Source organism: Micromonospora echinospora (assembly GCF_014203425.1).
Taxonomy (GTDB): domain Bacteria; phylum Actinomycetota; class Actinomycetes; order Mycobacteriales; family Micromonosporaceae; genus Micromonospora; species Micromonospora echinospora_A.
In genome coordinates this window covers 6,217,501-6,237,152 of the sequence record NZ_JACHJC010000001.1, presented here as the reverse complement: position 1 = coordinate 6,237,152, position 19,652 = coordinate 6,217,501, and the positions used below count along the sequence as shown (strand labels likewise).

Sequence of the window (19,652 nt, the reverse complement as noted above, 5' to 3'; positions counted from 1 at the left end):
CCCGGCCGGACCGCGTCGGCCGGGGACCGCCTGCGGTCAGCGCCGGACCGGGTTGCGGGCCGCGTAGTCGCGGGCCACCCGGACCATCTCCACCAGGCCGCCGGCGTACTCCTGTGCCTCCCCGTGTGCCTCGTCGAACGGCGGCTGGAAGCCGACGCCCTCCCACTGGCCGGTGGCCTCGTTCCACCTGTCGTTGCCGACCTCGAAGTCCCAGGCGAAGATGCCCAGCTCGTAGTAGAGCTGGTCGGCCGAGTTGCCGGCCGCCGAGTAGAGCACGTCGGCGACCGGGCCGGTCTGCGACGGCCAGGTGACGGTGCCGCGCTCGGCCGCGATGGCGCCGACGATGCGCCGGGCGCTGGCCAGGAACAGCGTCGACTCGTCGATCGACGGGCGCGGCAGCGTCACCCGCCCGTCGGCCTTGTACGCCCCGGGCGGCCACATGAAGTAGCCGCCGTAGGAGTGCACGTTCATCGCGAACCTGATGTTCGGGTGGGCCTTGGCCAGGTCGATCACGTTGCGGCTCTCCGGCTCGGACAACTCCGCCGTGCCCGCGTAGTTGCCGGCCAGGCAGTTCGTGCTCGCGCCCACGTACCCGTCGAACAGGGACCCGACGGTGTAGTTGCGGTTGAGGTCGACGCCCCACATGTTCCGGTACTTCGGGTCCCGCGCCTCACCGGCGCAGTGGTTGACCAGGTTCTTGCGCTGGAAGTTGTAGTCGTGGAACGAGTAGTTCGCGCCGTCCGGGTTCACCGTCGGGATGACGAACACGTCCACCTGCTCCAGCAGCTTGCGGGTCGCCGCGTCGGTCCGGGCGTTGGCGAGCAGCCGCTCGGCGAACTCCAGCGTGACGAGCGGGGTGGCCCACTCGCGGGCGTGCTCCTGCGAATACGCCAGCACGCCGATCCGGGAGCCGTCGCGGTGCTTGCCGATCCGCAGCGCCTGCACCGTCCACGGCCGGGCCGGCACCTCGGTGCCCTGCAACCCGTCGTCGAGGCGTACCGGCCCGGCCACCGGCATCGGCAGCCCGGCCGAGCCCTCCTCCGCGGTGGCCCGGAAGCGGGCGCCCTGCGGGGCGTTGATCAGGGCGGCGACGTCGTCGGTGGTGCTCGTCACCTTGCCCGCCCGGTCGGTGGCCAGCGAGATGGTGAGCACCCGGTCCCGGTAGCGCATGCTCAGCGGCCGGTTCGGCCGGCCCGGGTCGACGGTGCGTACCTGCACGCCGTTCATGCCCTGGTCGCCGAAGCGGACCGACTCCACCACCACGGCGGCGGCCGCCGGGTCACCCAGGTACGCGGCGGCGGTCCGGCGGTAGCCCTGGGTCTTGTTCGGCAGGTCGATGACGTCGACCAGGTCGCGGTACTGGCGGCCGAGCCGGGCGATGCGCGCCTTGATGTCCACCGGCGTCAGGTACGCGTCGATGAAGTCCTTCTGGTAGCCGGCCGGCTGCGGCGGCGGCGAGGCGTTCGGCCAGAGCGACGGGGTGACCGGCCGGCTCGTCCCGCCCAGGCTGGAGGTGGCGGTGAACTGCACGGGCCGGCTGGGCGCAGGCTGCGGCAGCGCGTAGTGGTACTGGTACTCGCCCGAGTCCTCGAAGCGGTACAGCGGGAACGAGCCGGTGGCGCCGTCGGCCGTACGCCAGGTGACGGTGATCTCCACGTCCGGGTCGTCGGTGGCGGTGGTGGCGACCTGGGCCTGGAGGAAGGTCCGCCCGCCGGTGGTCCACCAGTACGCCTGGAGGAACTGGAGCGTGTCGACAGCGGTGGCGGCGCCGCTCGTCCGCAGCCCGGCGCGGGTGCGCTCCTCGGCGGCGCGGCGGCTCTCGGCGATCCGCCGGGTGCCGTCGTCGGCCCGCTGCACCACCTGCAGGGCGGTCGCGCCCTGCCGGGTGAGGTCGGTGAGCTGCCGGCCGGTGAGGACCAGGTCGGCGACCAGCTTGCCGTCCCGCGAGCGGGGACGGTTGGCCAGGTCCGCGCCGCCGGCGACGAGGCGATCGAGTTGCGCCCGGTCGGCCAGTTGGACGCGTACCAGGGCGGTTTCGGTGGGGGCGAGGGTGATCGCGGGGGCGGCCGGCGCGGCGGCGCCGGGGCCGGGATGGGTCAGGACAGCGGCGATCAGGATGCTTGTGGTGGCGAGCGCGGTCCACCGTCGTCGGACGAACACGGGGCCTCCTGACGAACGTCGATCTCTCTGCCGTTCACACCAGTCGAGGCATCGATCGCTGTCAAGCTCACTTCCGGTCAGCCGGCGAACCGGTACAACCGGAACTCCTTGTCCGCGCCGCACACCAGCATCTCGGTGTTCCACGAGCAGGACTCGCTGCGGATCTGCTTCAACTGCCCCATCTCGACCGGCTTGCCGTCCACCGCCGTCCCGGCGAGGACCCGGTCGTCCTCGTACGGGCTCGGCGCCTCGGAGAAGATCAGCAGGTTGCCGGCGTCCAGCCGGACCGCGAACCCGTCACGGTTTCGCAGCACCGCGGTGCCGTCCGGCGCGAACAGCGTCACCACGTCCGGCGAGCCCTGCCCGGCCAGCACGTGCTGACCGACCGGCACCAGCGACTCGGCGCGCGGCGCCGCCCACTGCCGGGTGCCCTCACCCTCGGTCGCCGCCACCACCCGGGTGCCGTCGGCGCCGCCGGCCGGCGTCTCCAGCAGGCACACGCGACGTTCCCCGCAGGTGACCAGATCCTTCACCCGGCCGCCCTGCTCCGGCGCCTCGTACAGCACGCTGGGCGTGCCGAGACTGCCCAGGTCGTAGGAGATCAGCCGCAGGCCACGATCGCCCTCCGCCACGTACAGCCGGTCGTCGCGGGCGGCCATCGGATCGTTGAGGCCGGCCACGTTGCCCCGGTCCTTGAGGATCTTGCCGCTACGCATGTCCAGGACCCGGACCGAGCGGTCCGCGCCGACCTGCACGAGCCGGTCCGCCTTCCCCGCCCACGGGACGAGCGGCGAGCCCTCGGCGTTCCCGGGCCCGTCCAGTGCCGCGCCGGTGCCGACCGGCAACACCTTCGTGCGCGCGTCGCCGTACTCGGTGCGCGGGTTGCGCCGCTCCCACCGCTGTCGGCCGTCGTCCAGCCGCAGCCCGACCAGGCGCTCGCCGTCCCGGTCCAGCCGGACCACCGTGTCGGGCCCGAGGTGCAGCGCGTCGTCGCGGCCGATCTCGGTCCGCCACCGCTGCGTGCCGGAATCGCCGTCGAGCACCGCCACCACACGTGGGGTGCTGCCGGTGGCGTCGCCGAGGACGAGCAGCCCGTCGGGCAGCGCCCGGACCCCCGACCACCGCTGCGCGGTCGCGTCGGTCTGCTTCTCCCAGACCGTCCTGCCGGTGGCCGCCTCGACGGCTGTCACGTGGAGGTGGCCGTCGGGCAGCGAACGGGCCAGGTAGGAGCGCTCCCCGAGCGTCGCGGTGAACATCTGGCCCGGCCGCGTGTCACCGGCGGGCACCGTCTTCACCAACTCGGCGGTGTGGAAGTCCAGCGCCGGGTGCCGGTCCCGGAACACCCAGAGCAGCACCGCCGCCGCCACGGCGACGACCACGAGACCCGCGCCGAGCGCGATCCACCGGCCGCGCCGTGGCCGGCCGTCGCCGGGCCGGACACCGTTCGGCGCGGGGGAGAAGGGCGCCCCGGGTACGCCGGACGGCCGGCCGCCGCCGGGCGGGGGAGCGGACGGCCCGGGTACGCCGTAACCCGGGTACGGCGGAACCGGGCCGTGGGCGGCCGGCATGTGGTCGTACCTCGTGGGCTGGGGCGGAACCGGGCCGGCGAGTGGCGTGCCGTCGTACCTGGTGGCGGGGGGCTGTGGCACGGGGCCGTCGGCGACCAGCGTGCCGTGCGGACCGGCGGGGACCGTGGCCGCGTCGGCGGCGTCCACCTCGCCCGGCGCGGGTGGGGTCGACGCGAGCTGGGCGGGCACGGCGGGGCGCCCGGACCGCCGGGGCAGCGGCAGGTCGGTGAGCGCGCCCTCGGCGACCGGCATCTCCGGCTGCTCCAGCACCGTCGGCGCGATGCCCAGCTCGGCGTGCAGCAGCCGGGCCACCAACGGCACCCGGGTCGACCCGCCGACCAGGAACAGGCCGCTGAGTTGTTCCGGGCGCACCCCGGCGGCGGCGGTCACCTCGCGGGTCTCCGTCACCGCCCGGGCCAGCAGCGGCGCGGCCAGGCGTTCGAAGTCCTCCCGGGTCAGCGGCACCGCCGCCTCCACCCCCGGTACGGCCACCGGCGCCACCATGGCCCGGGACAGCATCTCCTTCGCGCCGCGCACGTTGTCCCACAGCTGCTGGCGGTCCCGCCGCTCGGCGGTGGTCGTCGGATCGGTCAGCCGGGCCCACTCGCCCGGATGGGCCGGGCCGACCAGCTCGCCGAGCCGGCCGAGCAGGGCCGCGTCCAGGTCGAGCCCGCCGAGGTCGGGGATCCCGCCGGTGGCGATCAACTGGAAGCCGGAGTCGCCCCACGGGTCGGCGCCCTCGTTGCGCAGCACCGCCACGTCGAGCGTGCCGCCGCCGAAGTCGAACACCGCCACCGAACCGCCCACCGGCACCGGCCGGCGCAGCACCTGCGTGAAGTAACGCGCCGCGGCCACCGGCTCGCGCAGCAGGCGGGTGCCGGGCGCGATCGGCCCGGCGAGCGTGTGCTCGGCCGCGGCCGGCCAGCCGGCGAGTTCCAGCGCGTCGTGCAGCACCCGACGGCGGGCCGGCGTCCAGGCCGCCGGGTGCGTGACCACCGCCGGGGGCAGCATCCCGACCGCCGCCACCGCCGCGTCCGCGACCGCGCGCAACGTCGCGGCCAGCAGCTCCGCCGGCCGGTACGCCCGCCCGCCCAGATCGACGGTCTCCTCGTCGACCCGGCGCTTCGGGTTCGGCTCGTAGGCGGCCGGGTCGGCCTGGGCCAGGCGCTGCGCGTCCCGCCCGACGTGCAGGTGACCGGCCGCGTCGGCGTACACGCCGGAGGGCAGGATCGGATGGCCGTCGACGAGCACCGGCCGGGTCCGCCCGTCCGGCCAGCGCAGCACCGCAACCGTGTTCGAGGTGCCGAGGTCCACGCCGAGGGCGAAACCGTCCTGCTGGCCTGCCATTCGCGGCTACCTCCACCACCCGACGAGGATGTCCGGCCCGCATCGTACGCAGGCCACGCCGCCTCGCCGTTCACCCGGCCCGGGGGAATGGACTGGCCCGTCCGGCCCTGCGCCGCATACCGTCGCCGTCATGAGGGTGATCTCCGTCAACGTGGGCCGACCGCAACCGAACCCGTGGAAGGGCATCGGGGCCACCGGCATCGACAAGCGGCCCGTGGACGGCCGGGTCGCCGTCACCGCGCCCGGACCGAAGGGCACCGGCGATGTCGGGCTCGCCGGCGACCGGGTCTACGACGTCGCCCACCACGGCGGCACCGACCAGGCGGTCTACGCGTACGCGCGGGAGGACCTGGACCACTGGGAGGCCGAGCTGGGCCGACCGCTCGCCGACGGCTGCTTCGGCGAGAACCTGACCACCACCGGGCTGGACGTCAACGGCGCGCTGATCGGCGAGCGGTGGCGGATCGGGCCGGAGCTGGTGCTGGAGGTCACCTGCCCGCGCATCCCCTGCGGCACGTTCCAGGGGTGGCTGGGCGAGCGCGGCTGGATGAAGCGGTTCACCGAGCAGGTACGGCCCGGGGCGTACCTGCGGGTGGTCACGCCGGGCAGCGTCGGGGCCGGAGACCCGGTGGAGGTCGTGCACCGGCCCGACCACGACGTGACGGTGGCGCTGGTGTTCCGGGCCACGACGCTGGAGACGGAGCTGCTGCCCCGGCTGCTGGTGGCCGACGCGCTGCCCGAGGAGGACATGGCGCGGATCCGCCGCCGCCTGGCCTGACCGGCCGTCAGGGGTGTCCGCGTCCGGTCCGCCGCCTGGCCGCCACCACCAGCCCGGCGGCGGCGAGCGCCGCCACCGTCACGCCGCCGACGATCCACCAGGTGGCGGGGACATGCCGGCCGGCGACCCGCGTCCGCTCCGCCGAGGCCACGGACGACGTGGTGGCCGACGTGGGGGCCGACACCTCGCGGATTCCGGCGCACAGGCCGGTGGCGCCGCCCGTCGAGTTCACCCGGTACCGGGTGTCGAGGCGGAAGTCGTAGCCGCAGGAGGCGCTGCCGGGCCGGACGCTCAGCGCGAGGGTGTGCCCGACCTGGGCGCCGCCCTTCTCGACGGACTCGACGGTGAGCCCGACCCCGCGGTCGGTCACCTGCGAGACGGTGCCGACGACGGTGCTGTCGGCGCGGTCGTCCTGTTCGGTGGTGGACCCGGCGCACGAGCACGCCCAGGCGGGTTCGGCCGGTGACATGACCACGACGAGGCCGAGAGCTGCCAGTGCGACGACAAGCAGGGCACGAAGTCTCATGACCGCTTCGACGTCGTCCGATCCGCTCGGGTTCCGCACCGCTTGACGTCAACCGGACTTCAGGTCGGACGCTTCCGGGTGTGCCGAACTCTGTTCTCGACGAGGCGTACGAGCGGGTACGCCACACCGGTCCCGAGCGCGACGGGTGGCTGTCCAACCACGTGCCGATGGCCGCCGAGGCGCTGGTCCGCCACGGTCACGGGCGGGCGGTGCACCGCTGGATCGACGCGTACGCCGACCGGCTGGAGGAACGTCCACGTGGCATCCGGCGCATCGCCGCCGCCGAGTGGCGCGACCCGCTCGGCGACCCGGTGCGTACCGGCGACTGGCTCCACTTCTTCGACCGCGAGCTGGCCGGCGAACCGTGGCGCGACGTGCTGGCCCGGTGGTGGCCACGACTGCTGCCGGGCATCGCCGCCGGCGCCACCCACGGCGTCATCCGGGTCGGCCACGCCGTACGCGCCCTGCTGGACGCCGAGACCGGACCACGGGTGGCCGAACTCGGCAACGGGCTCGCCTACTGGGCCGCCCGCTGGCAGCCGCTCGCGCCGCCGGGCGCCGGGCCGTATCCCGCGACCGACGCGCGGTCCGCGCTCGACGCGGTGCCCCGCGTACCCGATCAGCGGTTCGGCATCCGGTCCCGCCTGGCGCAACTGGCCGACCTGACCCGGTGGCCGGCCGTGGCGGCGGCGGTGCCCGGCGACGCGGCCGACGACGCGCCCACCCGGCTCGCGGCGGTCGTCGACGCCGCAGTGCTCCGGCACGGCACGCACGGGTACGCCGCCCCGGTCATGCTCGTGCACGCGGCGACCGCGCCGAACGCCGTGCTGCGTGCCCTGCCGGCCCTGCCGCCGCCGCTGTGGCAGCCGAGCCTGGCCGCCGCCTGGGCGGCGACCGCCGCCGTCACCGCCGCCTACGCACCGGCCGAGGCTCGTGCCCTCCCGCCGGCCGCCGGGCCGGAACCCGGCGAGGTCATGGCGCGGGCGCTGGACACCGGGGACGCGCACGCGATCAAATTCACCGACACCCTGAGCGATGCGTACGCCCGCAGCGGCGACCCGGTCCTGCTCGCCGTCGCCGCCCGATCCGTCGAGCAGATCGCCGCCGACTGACCACCTGGAGATCCGATGACCCCCGACGACGAAGCGTTCCTGCGCCGTGCCGTGGAACTCGCCGACCGGGCCGGCGCGTCCGGCGAGCGGCCGTTCGCGTCGCTGCTGGTCGGCGCGGACGGCACCGTCCTGATCGAGGACCACAACACGGTGGTCTCCGAACGGGACGTCACAGCGCACCCGGAGCTGAAGCTGGCCCGCTGGGCCGCCCGGCAGCTCGCCCCCGAGGCCGCGGTCGCCACCACCATGTACACCAGCTGCCAGCCCTGCCCGATGTGCACAGTCGCGATCAACGCGTCCGGCCTCGGCCGGGTCGTGTACGCGCTGTCCACCGAGCAGTTCGAGCAGGTCAAGCCGGCCACCCCGGCGCCGCGCCCGGTGCGGTACGACGGACCGGCGCTGTTCGACGAGGCGCGCCGGCCGATCGAGGACCACTACTAGGAGGCGCGTCCGCTCGTCGCGACGGGCACCGGGGATGGCGCGTGATGGCTACGCTGTGCCGCACTACTTCAGGGGGTGGGCCGGTGCGGCATCGGCTGCGGCACGTCGCGGTGGTCCTGCTCGGCGCGGTGCTGCTCGGCACTGTCGGTCTGGCCGCCGGGTCCTGGTACGGCGGCCGGGGCGCCGTACCGGTCAGCCTCGACAAGGCGCTGAGCGCGGCCCAGGAACTGCTCCCCGGGACCGAGCCGATCGGCTCGATCACCGCGCTCGGCTACCGGTACGGCGTCGCTCTGGCTCCCGACGACCTCGGCAGCAGTCAGGTCGAACTCCAGTACGGCGGCGGTGCGGACTGCGCGCTGTCCGAGCGGCTGCGGGTCGCCGCCGAGACGCGGGGGTGGCAGGAGTTCCGGGACGTGCCGGGTTCCCCGTGTGACGGCTGGCGGGCCGAGAGAGACGGAATGTCGCTCACGCTCACCCATCTGGCGTACGGGCCGAGGCTGAGCATGGAACCGGCCGCGCCCCGCGGGTTCCTCGCCGCCACGATCACCGGCACCCTGCTCGGCGCCGCCGCCGGCGCGGCCCTGTTCTGGCTGTTGGCGCGGCGACGGCCGCGCGTACCCCGGCTGGTGGGCGTGCTGGTGACGGTCGCCCTGCTCCCGGGCGCCGCGATGACCTGGACGGACCTGGCCACGGACGGTCTCGCCGAGCCGGTGTGGCCGCTCTGGCAGTCGCTGGCGCCCGTACTGGTGCCGGCCTCGCTCGTGCTCCTTCTGGTGCTCGTGATCGTTCTCGCGAAGCGACAGACGCCGGCCGTGCCCGCTGCCGACGCGAAGCCTGCCGCGCGGGCGGGCAGCCCGGGTGCCGGCTGACGGCACCGCGGGGCCGGTATCGTGCCGCGCGTGACGAGCGCTGACTGGTCCGACGTACGCGAGCGGCTGGCACGACTGGCCGCCGCGCCCGGCGCCAGCGAGGTCTTCGGCGCCACGAGTCACTGCTGGCGGCTCGAACCGCCGCTGAGCGCCGAGGAGCTGGCCGAAGCCGAGACCCGACTCGGGGTGGAACTGCCCGGCGAGTACCGGTCCTTCCTGCTGGCGGCGGGGCGAGGCGGCGCGGGGCCCGCCTACGGGCTCTTTCCGATGCGCCGGCTCGACGGACTGTGGCAGTGGGAGGGCGACGGCGCCGACCTCACCGACCGGAGCACGCTCGGCCGGCCCTTTCCGCATGTCGAGCCGTTCAACCCGGCCGACGGCCTGCCCGATCCGCCGGACGAGGACTACTACTCCTCGGAGGAGGAGTTCAACGCGGCCGAGGACGCCTACTGGGAACAGCACGACGTCGTCGTCTTCGCGCCGGAACACTCGGTCGGCCTGCTGTACCTGTGTCACCTCGGCTGTGCGCTGCGGGAGGCACTTGTCCTGACCGGCCCGGCTCGGGGTCAGATGTGGGCGGACGACACCGCCGAGGGCAGTGGTTTCCGGCCGCTCCACGACCACGACGGCAGGCCGCTCGGCTTCGCCCGCTGGTACCGGCGTTGGCTGGAGCAGGCAGAGGACCAGGTCGCTCCAGGCGGGTGGCTCTAGTCGAACCACTGTGGCTCTAGGGCCTGTGTCGAAGTCGGTCACAGCCACTCGTTGATGGCGGCGAGGTGGATGGTGGCCTCGTAGCGGACGGCGAGTTTGTCGAAGCGGGTGGCCACGGCTCGGTTGCGTTTGAGGCGGTTGATGCCGCACTCCACGGCGTGACGTTGCTGGTAGATGTGCGGGTCGAAGGCCGGTGGCCGGCCGCCTTTGGATCCCTTTGCCCGCCGGTTCGCGTCCTGGTCGGCCTTGCTCGGGATGGTCGCGGCGATGCCCCGCCGGCGCAGGTAAGCCCGGTTGGCCTTCGAGGTGTACGCCTTGTCGGCCAGGACCCGGTCCGGTCGTGTTCTCGGCCGGCCGGGGATCAGGCGGGGAACGCGGATGGCGGTCAGGACCGGGATGAACTGCGGGCTGTCGCCGCGCTGCCCGGCAGTCAGCACGATGGCGAGGGGTTTCTGTCCCTGCTCGCAGCCCAGATGCAGCTTCGTGGTCAACCCACCGCGGGACCGTCCGAGCGCGTGGTCTGCCGGCTCGACGCTGACCCCGCCAGGCGGTTCGACCTGCAGATCCCCCTTTTCCGCGCTCCGGCAGCGTGCTGATGGGCCCGAGTGATGGTGGAGTCCACGGACACGTCCCAGGTGATCCGCCCGGCCGCATCAGCGAGGGTCTGCAACGCGGTGAGCAGCTTCTTCCAGGTCCCATCGCGCTGCCACCGTCGGAACAGGGCATACACCGCCGACCAGGACCCGTACTGCGGTGGCACGTCCCGCCACGGGGCACCCACCCGGATCCGCCACCGGATCCCATCGATCAACTGCCGCCTACTCCACGACGACGGTCGACCCGGCCGCTTCGGCGTCGGCAGCAACGGCTCCAGCACCGCCCACTGCACGTCGGTCAGGTCGAACCGCCTCGTCACCGCTAGGGTGTCCACGAGGTCTCCGGTTTTCAGGTTCTGCTTGGTCGCTGAACCATCTACCGGAGACCTCGCCTACTTTCGATCTCCGACACGCCGAAGATCCTCAAGCCGGCTCAAGCCCTGGCACCGACTTCGACACAGGCCCTAGTCGAACCACACCACCAGGCGCACGCCGTCATCGCCGAAACGCTGCCCGAGCGCGCGCATGACGGCGAACACGTGCTCCCATCCGGTGCCCGGCCCGAGCACGTCGTGCCGGGTCGTCACCGGTCCGTACTCGACGGTGACCCCGCCCGCGTCCCAGCGACCCGGCGACGCCTCGACGGGCGACGCGCCGACAGGGGGAACGCCGTACTTCTCGACGAACGCGCCGGGCCATTCGTCGTCCACCCGGAACCTGCGCAGCAGCGGCGGATCCTCCACTCGCAGGAGCCCGCGAGCAAGGGGCACGACCGACATGTCGAGGTCGCGCAACTCGGCCCAGGACACCCAGCTCGCGCCATGAACGGCCGAGTCCAGTCGCCCGTCCTTCTCATGGCTGCCACGTACCGCGCTCGACACGTCCGCCGGGAGGCCACGCTCAGCTGCGACCGGCTCCCAGCGGAGCCAGTTCCGTACGCCGAAGAGGCAGGCGAAGGCATCGTCGTCGTCGTTCAGGTAGAGCGGGGAGATCGGCATCAGGCACACCCACGGCTCCCACTCGTACCAGTCCTCATCCGCGAAGGGGTGCCGGACCTCGACGAAGCCATAGATGTCGGTTCCCACAGCGACAGGCTAGTGGATGCGACCGCATCCCATTATTCAAGATGATCGTCCTATACTTCGAGACAATGGAGCTATGCTCAACGGGCCGTCAGGAAGTCGTCCGGGAGGCTGGGCTGCAATGGTGAGTGCCGAAAACGTCTATACACACGGGCATCACGAGTCGGTGCTGCGGTCGCATCGCTGGCGGACCGCGGAGAACTCGGCCGCCTACCTTTTACCCCACCTCGCCTCTGGCGCGTCACTACTCGACGTCGGCTGCGGTCCGGGCACCATCACCGCCGACCTCGCCGCCCGGGTGACGCCCGGCCGTGTCACCGCCGTCGAGATGAGCGCCGAGGCGCTGCAGCTCGCCCAGGCCGAGGCCGCCGCACGCGGCCAGGACAACATCGACTTCGCGGTCGCCGACGTGCACTCCCTCGACTTCGACGACGACACCTTCGACGTCGTCCACGCCCACCAGGTACTCCAACACGTGGCCGATCCGGTGCAGGCGCTGCGCGAGATGCGGCGGGTCTGCCGCCCCGGCGGCCTCGTAGCCGCCCGGGACAGCGACTACTCGGCGTTCACCTGGTTCCCGAGCCTCCCCGTGCTGGACGAATGGCTGGCCCTGTACCAACGCGCCGCCCGCGCCAACCGCGGCGAGCCGGACGCCGGCCGGCGCCTACTCTCCTGGGCCCGCGCCGCCGGCTTCGACCACGTCACCGCCACCGCGAGTACCTGGTGCTTCGCCACCCCCGAGGACCGCCGATGGTGGGGCGGAATGTGGGCAGAGCGGATCCTGCACTCAGACCTGGCCCGGCAGCTCGTGAGCTCGGACATGGCCACCGAGGAGGATCTGCGCCGCGTCTCCCTGGGCTGGCAGGAGTGGGCCGCGGCGGACGACGGCTGGTTCGTCATCCTGCACGGCGAGATCCTCTGCCGCGCCTGACACCCACAGGTGAGGCGCCAAGCACACCGGCGACACCCTCGCCGCAGCCTTTGGCGCGAGTACCCGCGAGCTGATGCGGCCAGAGCAGCTGATGACCCGCGGATGGCCCGGGGGGAGTGACCGGCCCAGGATCAGGGGAAGCAGCCTCTGACCTGGGCCGGAGGCTGTTGGAGCGGGCGACGGGAATCGAACCCGCACCGTCAGTTTGGAAGACTGAAGCTCTACCATTGAGCTACGCCCGCGTGCGCCCCACCACGGCAGGGCGCGCCGACAGCGTACCCAATCCCGGTAGACGTCGCGAAGCGCATACCCCGCGGTCGCCGCCGACCGTCAAGATCGCCACTACTTCGGGGAAGTGGCGCCTTCCCGGGCCCTCGGACCCAGCCACTTCCCCGAACTGGCGCCCGACACCCACCGCCCGGCGGCCGCCGCGCCGCGCCCCGGTCACCCGCGCGGGGGACCGGACGGCATACACTCTTCGTCGCCACGGGGTGTGGCGCAGCTTGGTAGCGCACTCGCTTTGGGAGCGAGGGGCCGTGGGTTCAAATCCCGCCACCCCGACTGTCGTTCGCGACCGGGTCGTCCCGGGAACCGCCGGTTTTTCCGCGCGGTGCCCGGGCCCTGCCGATGCCGTCGGCCGGCTCGCCTACACTCGATGCGCGCAATCACGCCCCAGAACCAACACCCAGATCCGTCAAGGAGTACGCCTGTGAAGAGCACCGTCGAGACTCTGAGCCCGACGCGCGTGCGGCTCGCCATCGAGGTGCCGTTCGTCGAGCTCGAGCCGAGCCTCAAGAAGGCGTACCGGGAGATCGGCCAGCAGGTCCAGGTTCCCGGCTTCCGCCGGGGCAAGATCCCCGCTGCCGTCATCGACCAGCGGGTCGGCCGGGGCACCGTGCTCAACGAGGCGGTGCAGGAGGCCATCCCGCAGAACATCCTCGCCGCGGTCCGGGAGCACGACCTGAAGACGCTCGGCCGTCCCGAGGTCGAGATCACCGAGTTTGCCGACGGCGACTCGCTCAACTTCACCGCCGAGGTGGACGTCCGTCCGGAGATCACCCTGCCGGACCCGGCCACCATCGAGGTGACCGTCGACGAGATCGAGATCGCCGACAGCGAGATCGACGAGCAGATCAACAGCCTGCGCGAGCGGTTCGCGACGCTGAAGACCGTCGAGCGGGCCGCCCAGGAGGGCGACTTCGTGCAGATCGACCTCAACGCCACTGTCGACGGCGAGGAGGTCCCGGGCGGCTCGGCGAGCAACATCTCGCACGAGGTGGGCAGCAAGCAGCTCCTGCCGGGTCTGGACGAGGCGCTCGTCGGCCTGGCCGCCGGCGACGACACCACCTTCACCACGCAGCTCGTCGGCGGCGACTACGCCGGCCGCGACGCCGACGTGGCGGTGACCGTCCGCACGGTCAAGGAGAAGGAGCTCCCCGAGCTCAACGACGACTTCGCGCAGATGGCCAGCGAGTTCGACACCATCGACGAGCTGCGCGCCGACCTGCGTGAGCGGGTGACCCGGAACAAGCAGGTCGAGCAGATCTACGCCGCCCGCGACAAGGCCCTGGAGCAGATGGTGGCCACCGCCGAGGTGCCGGCGCCCGAGGGTGTCGTCAAGGAGGAGGTCGAGAGCCGCAAGGCCGCGATGGTCGACCAGCTCGAGCGCATCGGCGCCTCCCTGGAGGAATACCTCGCGGCGGAGGAGAAGACCGAGGAGCAGATCGACACCGAGCTGACCGAGGCGGCCACCGACGGCGTCAAGATTCAGCTCCTGCTGGACACCCTCGCCGACGCCGAGGACGTGCAGGTCTCCGACGACGAGTTCGGTCACGAGATCGTGCACCGCGCGCAGCGTGCCGGCATGGCCCCGCAGCAGTACTACGACCAGCTGGTCCGCTCCGGCGCCGCCGCGGCCGTCTTCGGCGACGTCCGCCGGGGCAAGGCGCTCGCCGCGGTGATGGAGAAGATCAAGATCAAGGACTCGGCGGGCAACGAGGTCTCCCTCGACGCGCTGCGGGCCCAGAACGAGGCCGAGCACGACCACCAGCACTGACCGTCGGGGGTGTCGGCCGCCGTCCCGCGTTGCGCGCCGGGAGGCGGCCGAAACCCTTTCCGGGGTACGCCGTGCGGGTGACTGCGCTGAGAGCGAACAGTGCCCCGACCGGGAGTACGCCTCCCGGCTGAGCGGTTAGTGTCGGGTAGGACGGTACGGAGAGCGAAGGGCTGCCATGACCGACATGCACATCCCCAAGAAGTCGCTCCGGGTGAACGAGGCCCGCGGTGGCGACTCCATTGGCAACCTCGACGACTCGGTCTACAACCGGTTGCTCAAGGAACGGATCATCTTCCTGGGCAGTGAGGTGAACGACCAGGTGGCCAACCGCATCTGCGCGCAGCTGCTGCTGCTCGCGGCGGAGGACCCGGACCGCGACATCTTCCTCTGGATCAACTCGCCGGGTGGCTCGGTCTACTCCGGCATGGCGATCTACGACACGATGCAGTACATCGACAACGACGTCTCGACCGTGGCGATGGGCATGGCGGCCTCCATGGGCCAGCTGCTGCTCTGTGCCGGCACCAAGGGCAAGCGGTACGCCCTGCCGCACGCGCGGATCATGATGCACCAGCCGTCGGGTGGCCTCGGCGGCACCGCGTCGGACATCGCGATCCAGGCCGAGCAGATGCTCTACACCAAGCGGATGTTCCAGGAGCGGGTCGCGTTCCACACCGGCCAGACCCAGGCCCAGATCGAGGCGGACTCGGACCGTGACCGCTGGTTCACCGCCCAGGAGGCCATGGACTACGGCTTCATCGACAAGGTGATCATCGGGGCCGCCCAGGTTCCGGATGGCGCCGGGACCCTGAGCTGACCGAGGAGCTGACGATGACCGACCTGAGCCTGCCGCCCCAGTTCGCGGCCGTGCACAACCGCTACGTCCTGCCGTCGTTCGTCGAGCGCACGTCGTACGGGATGAAGGAGTCCAACCCGTACAACAAGCTCTTCGAGGACCGGATCATCTTCCTCGGCGTCCAGGTGGACGACGCGTCGGCCAACGACGTGATGGCCCAGCTGCTGACGCTGGAGGGCACCGACCCGGACCGCGACATCATCATGTACATCAACTCGCCCGGTGGCTCCTTCACCGCCATGACGGCGATCTACGACACCATGCAGTACGTCCGCCCGGACATCCAGACCGTCTGCCTCGGGCAGGCGGCGAGCGCGGCGGCGGTGCTGCTCTCCGCGGGCACCCCTGGTAAGCGGATGGCGCTGCCCAACTCCCGGATCATCATCCACCAGCCGGCCACCGAGGGCGGCTACGGCCAGGGCTCGGACATCGAGATCCAGGCGCGGGAGATCCTGCGGATGCGGACGCAGCTGGAGGACATGCTGTCCCGGCACTGCAACCGCCCGATCGAGCAGGTCCGCAAGGACATCGACCGTGACAAGATCATGACGGCCGAGGAGTCCAAGGAGTACGGGCTGGTCGACACCATCCTGACCAGCCGTAAGAAGGGTCTGCTGGCGTCGCACGCCGCGGGCTGAGTCACGTGTGGTCGGAGGTCGGTCGGGGTATCGTTCCCGGTCGACCTCTGACACACCGGTTTTGGGGGTCGGAGAAAACCCGGCCACCGGGTAACGTCGGGTCTGTACCGCTCCGCCGGTCGGATCGGGTGGATCCGACAGCATGGTGGAACGACAGGACGGACGGGCGCTCCGGCGTCCGCAGGTCAGGGCCGGCGTTCCGGCCGACGAGTGCAGGGAGAACGTAGGTGGCACGGATCGGTGACGGCGGCGACCTACTGAAATGCTCGTTCTGCGGCAAGTCGCAGAAGCAGGTCAAGAAGCTCATCGCGGGCCCTGGCGTCTACATCTGCGACGAGTGCATCGATCTCTGCAACGAGATCATCGAAGAGGAGCTGGCCGAGTCCGGCGAGGTGAAGTGGGAAGAGCTTCCCAAGCCGATGGAGATCTGCCAGTTCCTCGACAACTACGTGGTCGGTCAGGAGCAGGCCAAGAAGGCGCTCGCCGTCGCGGTCTACAACCACTACAAGCGGATCCAGGCCGAGGCCGCCGGCGCCCCGGGCTCCGGCACCGACGGGGTGGAGCTGGCCAAGTCCAACATCCTGCTGCTCGGCCCGACCGGCTGCGGCAAGACCCACCTGGCGCAGACGCTCGCCCGGATGCTCAACGTCCCGTTCGCGATCGCGGACGCCACCGCGCTCACCGAGGCGGGCTACGTCGGCGAGGACGTCGAGAACATCCTGCTGAAGCTGATCCAGGCCGCCGACTACGACATCAAGCGCGCCGAGACGGGCATCATCTACATCGACGAGGTCGACAAGATCGCCCGTAAGTCGGAGAACCCCTCGATCACCCGTGACGTCTCCGGGGAGGGCGTGCAGCAGGCGCTGCTGAAGATGCTCGAAGGCAGTGTCGCCAACGTGCCGCCGCAGGGCGGGCGCAAGCACCCGCACCAGGAGTTCATCCAGATCGACACCACGAACGTGCTGTTCATCTGCGGTGGCGCGTTCGCCGGGCTGGATCAGATCATCGAGGCCCGCACCGGCTCCGGCGGCACCGGCTTCGGCGCCCGGCTCCGGTCGGTCTCCGAGCGGTCGACCGACGACATCTTCAGCCAGGTCATGCCGGAGGACATGCTGAAGTTCGGGCTGATCCCCGAGTTCATCGGCCGGCTTCCGGTGATCACCAACGTGCGCAGCCTGGACCGGTCGGCCCTGGTGCGGATCCTCACCGAGCCGCGCAACGCGCTGGTCCGGCAGTACCAGCGCCTGTTCGAGCTGGACGGCGTGGAGCTGGAGTTCGAGCAGCCCGCGCTGGAGGCCATCGCCGATCAGGCCATGCTCCGCGGCACCGGCGCCCGTGGGCTGCGGGCGATCATGGAAGAGGTTCTCCTCTCCGTGATGTACGAGGTGCCGAGCAACCCCGACGCCGCACGGGTGCTGATCACCCGCGAGGTCGTGCTGGAGAACGTCAACCCGACGATCGTGCCCCGCGAGTTCACCGGCCGGCGCCGGCGGGACCGCGAGGAGAAGTCGGCCTGACCGACGTCGCGACCGCGCCCGGGTCAGCTCGGGCGCGGTCCGCGTGAGCGGGTCCGCCGGTCCCACTCGCCCGACGGGGTGACCACCACCATCATCAGGCGTACCGGCTCGTCGCCGGCCGTGCGGTAGCCGTGCTCCCGGTCGGCGTGGAACTCGACAGTCTCGCCGGTGCGTACCCCGTGGTCGACGCCGTCGACGGTGACGGTCGCGGCGCCGTCGAGCACGTGCAGGATCTCCCGGGTGCCGTGGGCGTGGTCGGGGGAGCGCAGCACCTCGCCGGGTTCCATCCGCCAGTCCCACAGCTCGACCAGGTCGGGTTCGCCGAGACCACTGAGCAGCCGCGCCAGGCCGCCGTGCGGGCCGCGCCACAGCACCGGCGCGTCATCGGCCGCGCTGATCCGTACCGTGCTCTCCTCGGCCGGCTCCAGCAGCCGGGCGATGCTGACGCCGAACGCGTCGGCGACCCGGCAGAGCGTCCCGATGCTCGGGTTGGTGCGGGCACCCTCGATCTGCACGAGCATGCCCTTGCTGACGCCGGACCGGCCGGCCAGTTCCTCGAAGGACCAGCCGCGGGCGGCTCGCAACTCACGTACCTGGCGGGCGACCGCTGAGGTCACCGCGCCGACCCGGCCGCTTGCGTCGGTCATCACACTGTCCTTCACGGTCACTATTGTGGTACGACTGCGGGGTGCTCCCCATTGTCCTCGCCGCCGTCTCGGCGCTCGCGTTCGGCACGGCCGACTTCTCCGGCGGCAAGGCGTCCCGATGGGCCGACCCGATCGCTGTCACCGTCGTGTCGCAGATGCTCAGCCTTCCACTGCTGGTCGTGCTCGTACTCGTCGTGCCCGGCACCCCGAGCGCGCTCGACCTGGGCTGGGGACTGCTGGCCGGGGTGGCGGGCGCGGGCGGCGTCATGCTGCTCTACCGCGCGCTGGCCACCGGCGTCATGGCCGTCGTCGCGCCGGTCACCGCGATCACCGCGGCGATCGTGCCGATCGTCGCCGGCCTGATCCTCGCCCATTCCCCCGGCGCCGTGGCGCTGGGCGGCGCCGGGCTCGCCGTGGTCGCCATCGCGCTGGTCAGCCTCGGGGAGCGCGGCGCCGCGCGCCGCGTCTCCGGCCGCGTCCTGGCCATGGCACTCGCCGCGGGACTGCTCTTCGGCGTCTTCTTCGCCCTGCTCGGCCAGGCCGACGAGAGCGCCGGCATGTGGCCCGTGCTGGCGGTACGCGTCAGCTCCGTCGCGTTCGGCCTCGCGCTCGCCGCGCGTACCGGCACGCGCCTGCGCCTCGGGCGGCGGGTGCTCGGCTGGGCCGCGGCCGCCGGACTGCTCGACTCGGCAGCGAACGCGCTCTTCCTCGCCGCCGCCGGGCGCGGTCACCTGAGCGTGGTCGCCGCCATCGCCTCGCTCTACCCGGCGAGCACCGTCCTGCTCGCGCTCGCCGTCGACCGGGAACGGCTCCGGCCGGTGCAACTGGCCGGACTCGGCTTCGCCGCCGCCGCGCTCGTGCTGTCCAGCGTCTGAGCCCTGTCGTCCGCCCGCTTCCGCCCCGTACCCTCGGGTCATGCGCGTCGCCGTCTGCCAGCTCAACGCCCGCGACGACCGGGCGGCGAACCTCGCCGCCGCCGAGGCCCTGCTGGTCAGGGCCGCGGCGGCCGGCGCCGACCTCGCCCTCCTCCCGGAGTACGTCGACTACCTCGGTCCCGCCGACCGGATGCCCCCGGCGGAGCCGGTCGACGGCGAGGTGGGACGGTTCTTCGCCGAGGCCGCCCGGCGGCTGGGCATGTGGGTGATCGCCGGCTCGTTCCACGAGGCCGGGCCGGACCCCGCGCACACCTGGAACACCTCGCTGGTCTTCGACCGCGAAGGCGCGCTCGCCGCCGCCTACCGGAAGATCCATCTGTACGACGTGGAGATCCCCGGCCGCGTCTCCTACCGGGAGTCGGCAACGGTCGCGCCCGGGGAGAAGCCGGTGGTGGTCGACGTCGAAGGACTCCGGGTGGGCCTGTCCATCTGTTACGACCTGCGGTTCCCCGAGTTGTATCGGCAGCTCGCGACCGACGGCGGCGCCGAACTGCTTGTCGTGCCGGCGGCCTTCATGATGCACACCGGGCGGGACCACTGGGAGGTGCTGCTGCGGGCGCGGGCGATCGAGAACCAGTGCTTCGTGGCGGCGGCGGGTCAGACCGGCGACCACGACCCGGGCCGGACGTGCTTCGGCCGCAGCATGGTGGTGGATCCGTGGGGGACGGTGCTGAGCCAGGTCGCCGACGGCCCGGGACTGGCGGTCACCGACATCGACCTGGAGCAGCTGCAGACCATCCGCGCCGAGCTGCCCAGCCTGGCCAACCGCCGGCTCTGACCGAGGTCAGCTCCCGAAGAGCAGGCCCAGCGCGGCTATCCCGGCGATCGCCCCCGCCGTGACCAGCAGGGCGGTGGTCATCCGGGAGGGACCACGCCGGG

The 19,652-nt window shown here is 72.2% G+C and carries 19 protein-coding genes and 2 tRNA genes (1 of these 21 running past the window's edge); 13 read left to right on the top strand and 8 right to left on the bottom strand.

Annotated features, from left to right (window positions below; translation table 11 throughout):
- Positions 1-36: 36 nt before the first annotated feature.
- Both FHU28_RS28000 and FHU28_RS27995 read right to left on the bottom strand, forming a co-directional pair.
- Positions 37-2,160, bottom strand: a complete 2,124-nt coding sequence (locus tag FHU28_RS28000; RefSeq protein ID WP_184687635.1) for a M14 family zinc carboxypeptidase — start codon at positions 2,158-2,160, stop codon at positions 37-39.
- A gap of 77 nt (positions 2,161-2,237) precedes the next feature.
- Positions 2,238-5,075 carry an Hsp70 family protein gene (locus tag FHU28_RS27995; protein ID WP_184687633.1) on the bottom strand — a complete coding sequence of 946 codons (2,838 nt, stop codon included), beginning with the start codon at positions 5,073-5,075 and terminating at the stop codon, positions 2,238-2,240.
- Between the two features lie 130 nt (positions 5,076-5,205).
- Here FHU28_RS27995 and FHU28_RS27990 point away from each other — a divergent pair, with 130 nt between their 5' ends.
- Positions 5,206-5,853, top strand: coding sequence for an MOSC domain-containing protein (locus FHU28_RS27990; protein ID WP_184687631.1), 648 nt, complete (start codon positions 5,206-5,208; stop codon positions 5,851-5,853).
- Between the two features lie 7 nt (positions 5,854-5,860).
- Here the strand turns inward: FHU28_RS27990 and FHU28_RS27985 are convergent, their stop codons facing one another.
- Positions 5,861-6,379, bottom strand: a complete 519-nt coding sequence (locus FHU28_RS27985; protein WP_184687629.1) for a hypothetical protein — start codon at positions 6,377-6,379, stop codon at positions 5,861-5,863.
- A gap of 80 nt (positions 6,380-6,459) precedes the next feature.
- Here FHU28_RS27985 and FHU28_RS27980 point away from each other — a divergent pair, with 80 nt between their 5' ends.
- From FHU28_RS27980 to FHU28_RS27965, 4 genes are all read left to right on the top strand, one after another.
- A complete protein-coding gene (locus FHU28_RS27980; protein ID WP_311773666.1) occupies positions 6,460-7,491 on the top strand; it encodes a questin oxidase family protein in 1,032 nt (343 codons plus the stop codon).
- A 15-nt stretch (positions 7,492-7,506) separates the two neighbouring features.
- Positions 7,507-7,932, top strand: a complete 426-nt coding sequence (locus FHU28_RS27975) for a nucleoside deaminase (protein WP_043328949.1) — start codon at positions 7,507-7,509, stop codon at positions 7,930-7,932.
- A gap of 83 nt (positions 7,933-8,015) precedes the next feature.
- The gene (locus tag FHU28_RS27970; RefSeq protein ID WP_184687627.1) at positions 8,016-8,801 is read left to right on the top strand and encodes a hypothetical protein; all 786 of its coding nucleotides are present in this window, start codon (positions 8,016-8,018) and stop codon (positions 8,799-8,801) included.
- Between the two features lie 30 nt (positions 8,802-8,831).
- The gene (locus FHU28_RS27965; RefSeq protein WP_184687625.1) at positions 8,832-9,512 is read left to right on the top strand and encodes an SMI1/KNR4 family protein; all 681 of its coding nucleotides are present in this window, start codon (positions 8,832-8,834) and stop codon (positions 9,510-9,512) included.
- Positions 9,513-9,550: 38 nt separating this feature from the next.
- Here the strand turns inward: FHU28_RS27965 and FHU28_RS27960 are convergent.
- Positions 9,551-10,428 (bottom strand): IS5 family transposase gene (locus tag FHU28_RS27960; protein ID WP_376700838.1). Its coding sequence is split into 2 segments (ribosomal slippage): positions 9,551-10,060 and positions 10,063-10,428, totalling 876 coding nucleotides; the frame shifts between segments, so codons are not numbered across the junction.
- 144 nt (positions 10,429-10,572) lie between these two features.
- On the bottom strand, positions 10,573-11,193 hold the full coding sequence (locus tag FHU28_RS27955; RefSeq protein ID WP_184687620.1) for a hypothetical protein: 621 nt from the start codon (positions 11,191-11,193) through the stop codon (positions 10,573-10,575).
- Between the two features lie 118 nt (positions 11,194-11,311).
- Between FHU28_RS27955 and FHU28_RS27950 the strand changes: the two genes are divergently transcribed.
- Positions 11,312-12,121 (top strand): methyltransferase domain-containing protein, encoded by an 810-nt coding sequence (locus FHU28_RS27950; RefSeq protein ID WP_184687617.1) that lies wholly within the window; start codon positions 11,312-11,314, stop codon positions 12,119-12,121.
- A gap of 168 nt (positions 12,122-12,289) precedes the next feature.
- On the opposite strand, the gene FHU28_RS27945 is transcribed toward FHU28_RS27950, so the two are convergent.
- Positions 12,290-12,363: transfer RNA gene (locus tag FHU28_RS27945), tRNA-Gly, on the bottom strand.
- A 245-nt stretch (positions 12,364-12,608) separates the two neighbouring features.
- Between FHU28_RS27945 and FHU28_RS27940 the strand changes: the two genes are divergently transcribed.
- From FHU28_RS27940 to clpX, 5 genes are all read left to right on the top strand, one after another.
- Positions 12,609-12,682: transfer RNA gene (locus FHU28_RS27940), tRNA-Pro, on the top strand.
- Positions 12,683-12,830: 148 nt separating this feature from the next.
- Positions 12,831-14,177 (top strand): trigger factor, encoded by a 1,347-nt coding sequence (gene tig / locus FHU28_RS27935; protein WP_184687614.1) that lies wholly within the window; start codon positions 12,831-12,833, stop codon positions 14,175-14,177.
- A 175-nt stretch (positions 14,178-14,352) separates the two neighbouring features.
- A complete protein-coding gene (locus tag FHU28_RS27930) occupies positions 14,353-14,994 on the top strand; it encodes an ATP-dependent Clp protease proteolytic subunit (protein WP_184687611.1) in 642 nt (213 codons plus the stop codon).
- A 14-nt stretch (positions 14,995-15,008) separates the two neighbouring features.
- Positions 15,009-15,671, top strand: a complete 663-nt coding sequence (locus FHU28_RS27925) for an ATP-dependent Clp protease proteolytic subunit (protein WP_013288034.1) — start codon at positions 15,009-15,011, stop codon at positions 15,669-15,671.
- 227 nt (positions 15,672-15,898) lie between these two features.
- Complete coding sequence (gene clpX / locus FHU28_RS27920; protein ID WP_184687609.1) at positions 15,899-17,191, top strand: ATP-dependent Clp protease ATP-binding subunit ClpX; 1,293 nt, start codon at positions 15,899-15,901, stop codon at positions 17,189-17,191.
- Between the two features lie 23 nt (positions 17,192-17,214).
- Here the strand turns inward: clpX and FHU28_RS27915 are convergent, their stop codons facing one another.
- On the bottom strand, positions 17,215-17,838 hold the full coding sequence (locus FHU28_RS27915; protein ID WP_184687607.1) for a helix-turn-helix domain-containing protein: 624 nt from the start codon (positions 17,836-17,838) through the stop codon (positions 17,215-17,217).
- A gap of 41 nt (positions 17,839-17,879) precedes the next feature.
- Here FHU28_RS27915 and FHU28_RS33150 point away from each other — a divergent pair, with 41 nt between their 5' ends.
- Both FHU28_RS33150 and FHU28_RS27905 read left to right on the top strand, forming a co-directional pair.
- Entirely contained in the window at positions 17,880-18,713 is an 834-nt protein-coding gene (locus FHU28_RS33150; RefSeq protein ID WP_184687605.1) for an EamA family transporter, read from the top strand.
- A gap of 40 nt (positions 18,714-18,753) precedes the next feature.
- Positions 18,754-19,551, top strand: a complete 798-nt coding sequence (locus FHU28_RS27905; RefSeq protein ID WP_184687603.1) for a carbon-nitrogen hydrolase family protein — start codon at positions 18,754-18,756, stop codon at positions 19,549-19,551.
- Between the two features lie 6 nt (positions 19,552-19,557).
- Here the strand turns inward: FHU28_RS27905 and FHU28_RS27900 are convergent, their stop codons facing one another.
- Positions 19,558-19,652 carry the 3' portion of a hypothetical protein gene (locus FHU28_RS27900; protein ID WP_184687601.1) on the bottom strand. Its footprint extends 127 nt past the window's final position, so only the last 95 of its 222 coding nucleotides appear in the window; its start codon lies beyond the right edge, outside the window — the gene reads right to left on this strand; its stop codon occupies positions 19,558-19,560.

Bases quoted from the DNA above. Each gene is read 5' to 3' on its own strand.
- FHU28_RS27995 (WP_184687633.1), bottom strand. From the start codon at position 5,075: ATGGCAGGCCAGCAGGACGGTTTCGCCCTCGGCGTGGACCTCGGCACC.
- FHU28_RS27990 (WP_184687631.1), top strand. From the start codon at position 5,206: ATGAGGGTGATCTCCGTCAACGTGGGCCGACCGCAACCGAACCCGTGG.
- FHU28_RS27985 (WP_184687629.1), bottom strand. From the start codon at position 6,379: ATGAGACTTCGTGCCCTGCTTGTCGTCGCACTGGCAGCTCTCGGCCTC.
- FHU28_RS27975 (WP_043328949.1), top strand. From the start codon at position 7,507: ATGACCCCCGACGACGAAGCGTTCCTGCGCCGTGCCGTGGAACTCGCC.
- FHU28_RS27950 (WP_184687617.1), top strand. From the start codon at position 11,312: ATGGTGAGTGCCGAAAACGTCTATACACACGGGCATCACGAGTCGGTG.
- FHU28_RS27930 (WP_184687611.1), top strand. From the start codon at position 14,353: ATGACCGACATGCACATCCCCAAGAAGTCGCTCCGGGTGAACGAGGCC.
- FHU28_RS27925 (WP_013288034.1), top strand. From the start codon at position 15,009: ATGACCGACCTGAGCCTGCCGCCCCAGTTCGCGGCCGTGCACAACCGC.
- FHU28_RS27915 (WP_184687607.1), bottom strand. From the start codon at position 17,838: ATGACCGACGCAAGCGGCCGGGTCGGCGCGGTGACCTCAGCGGTCGCC.
- FHU28_RS27905 (WP_184687603.1), top strand. From the start codon at position 18,754: ATGCGCGTCGCCGTCTGCCAGCTCAACGCCCGCGACGACCGGGCGGCG.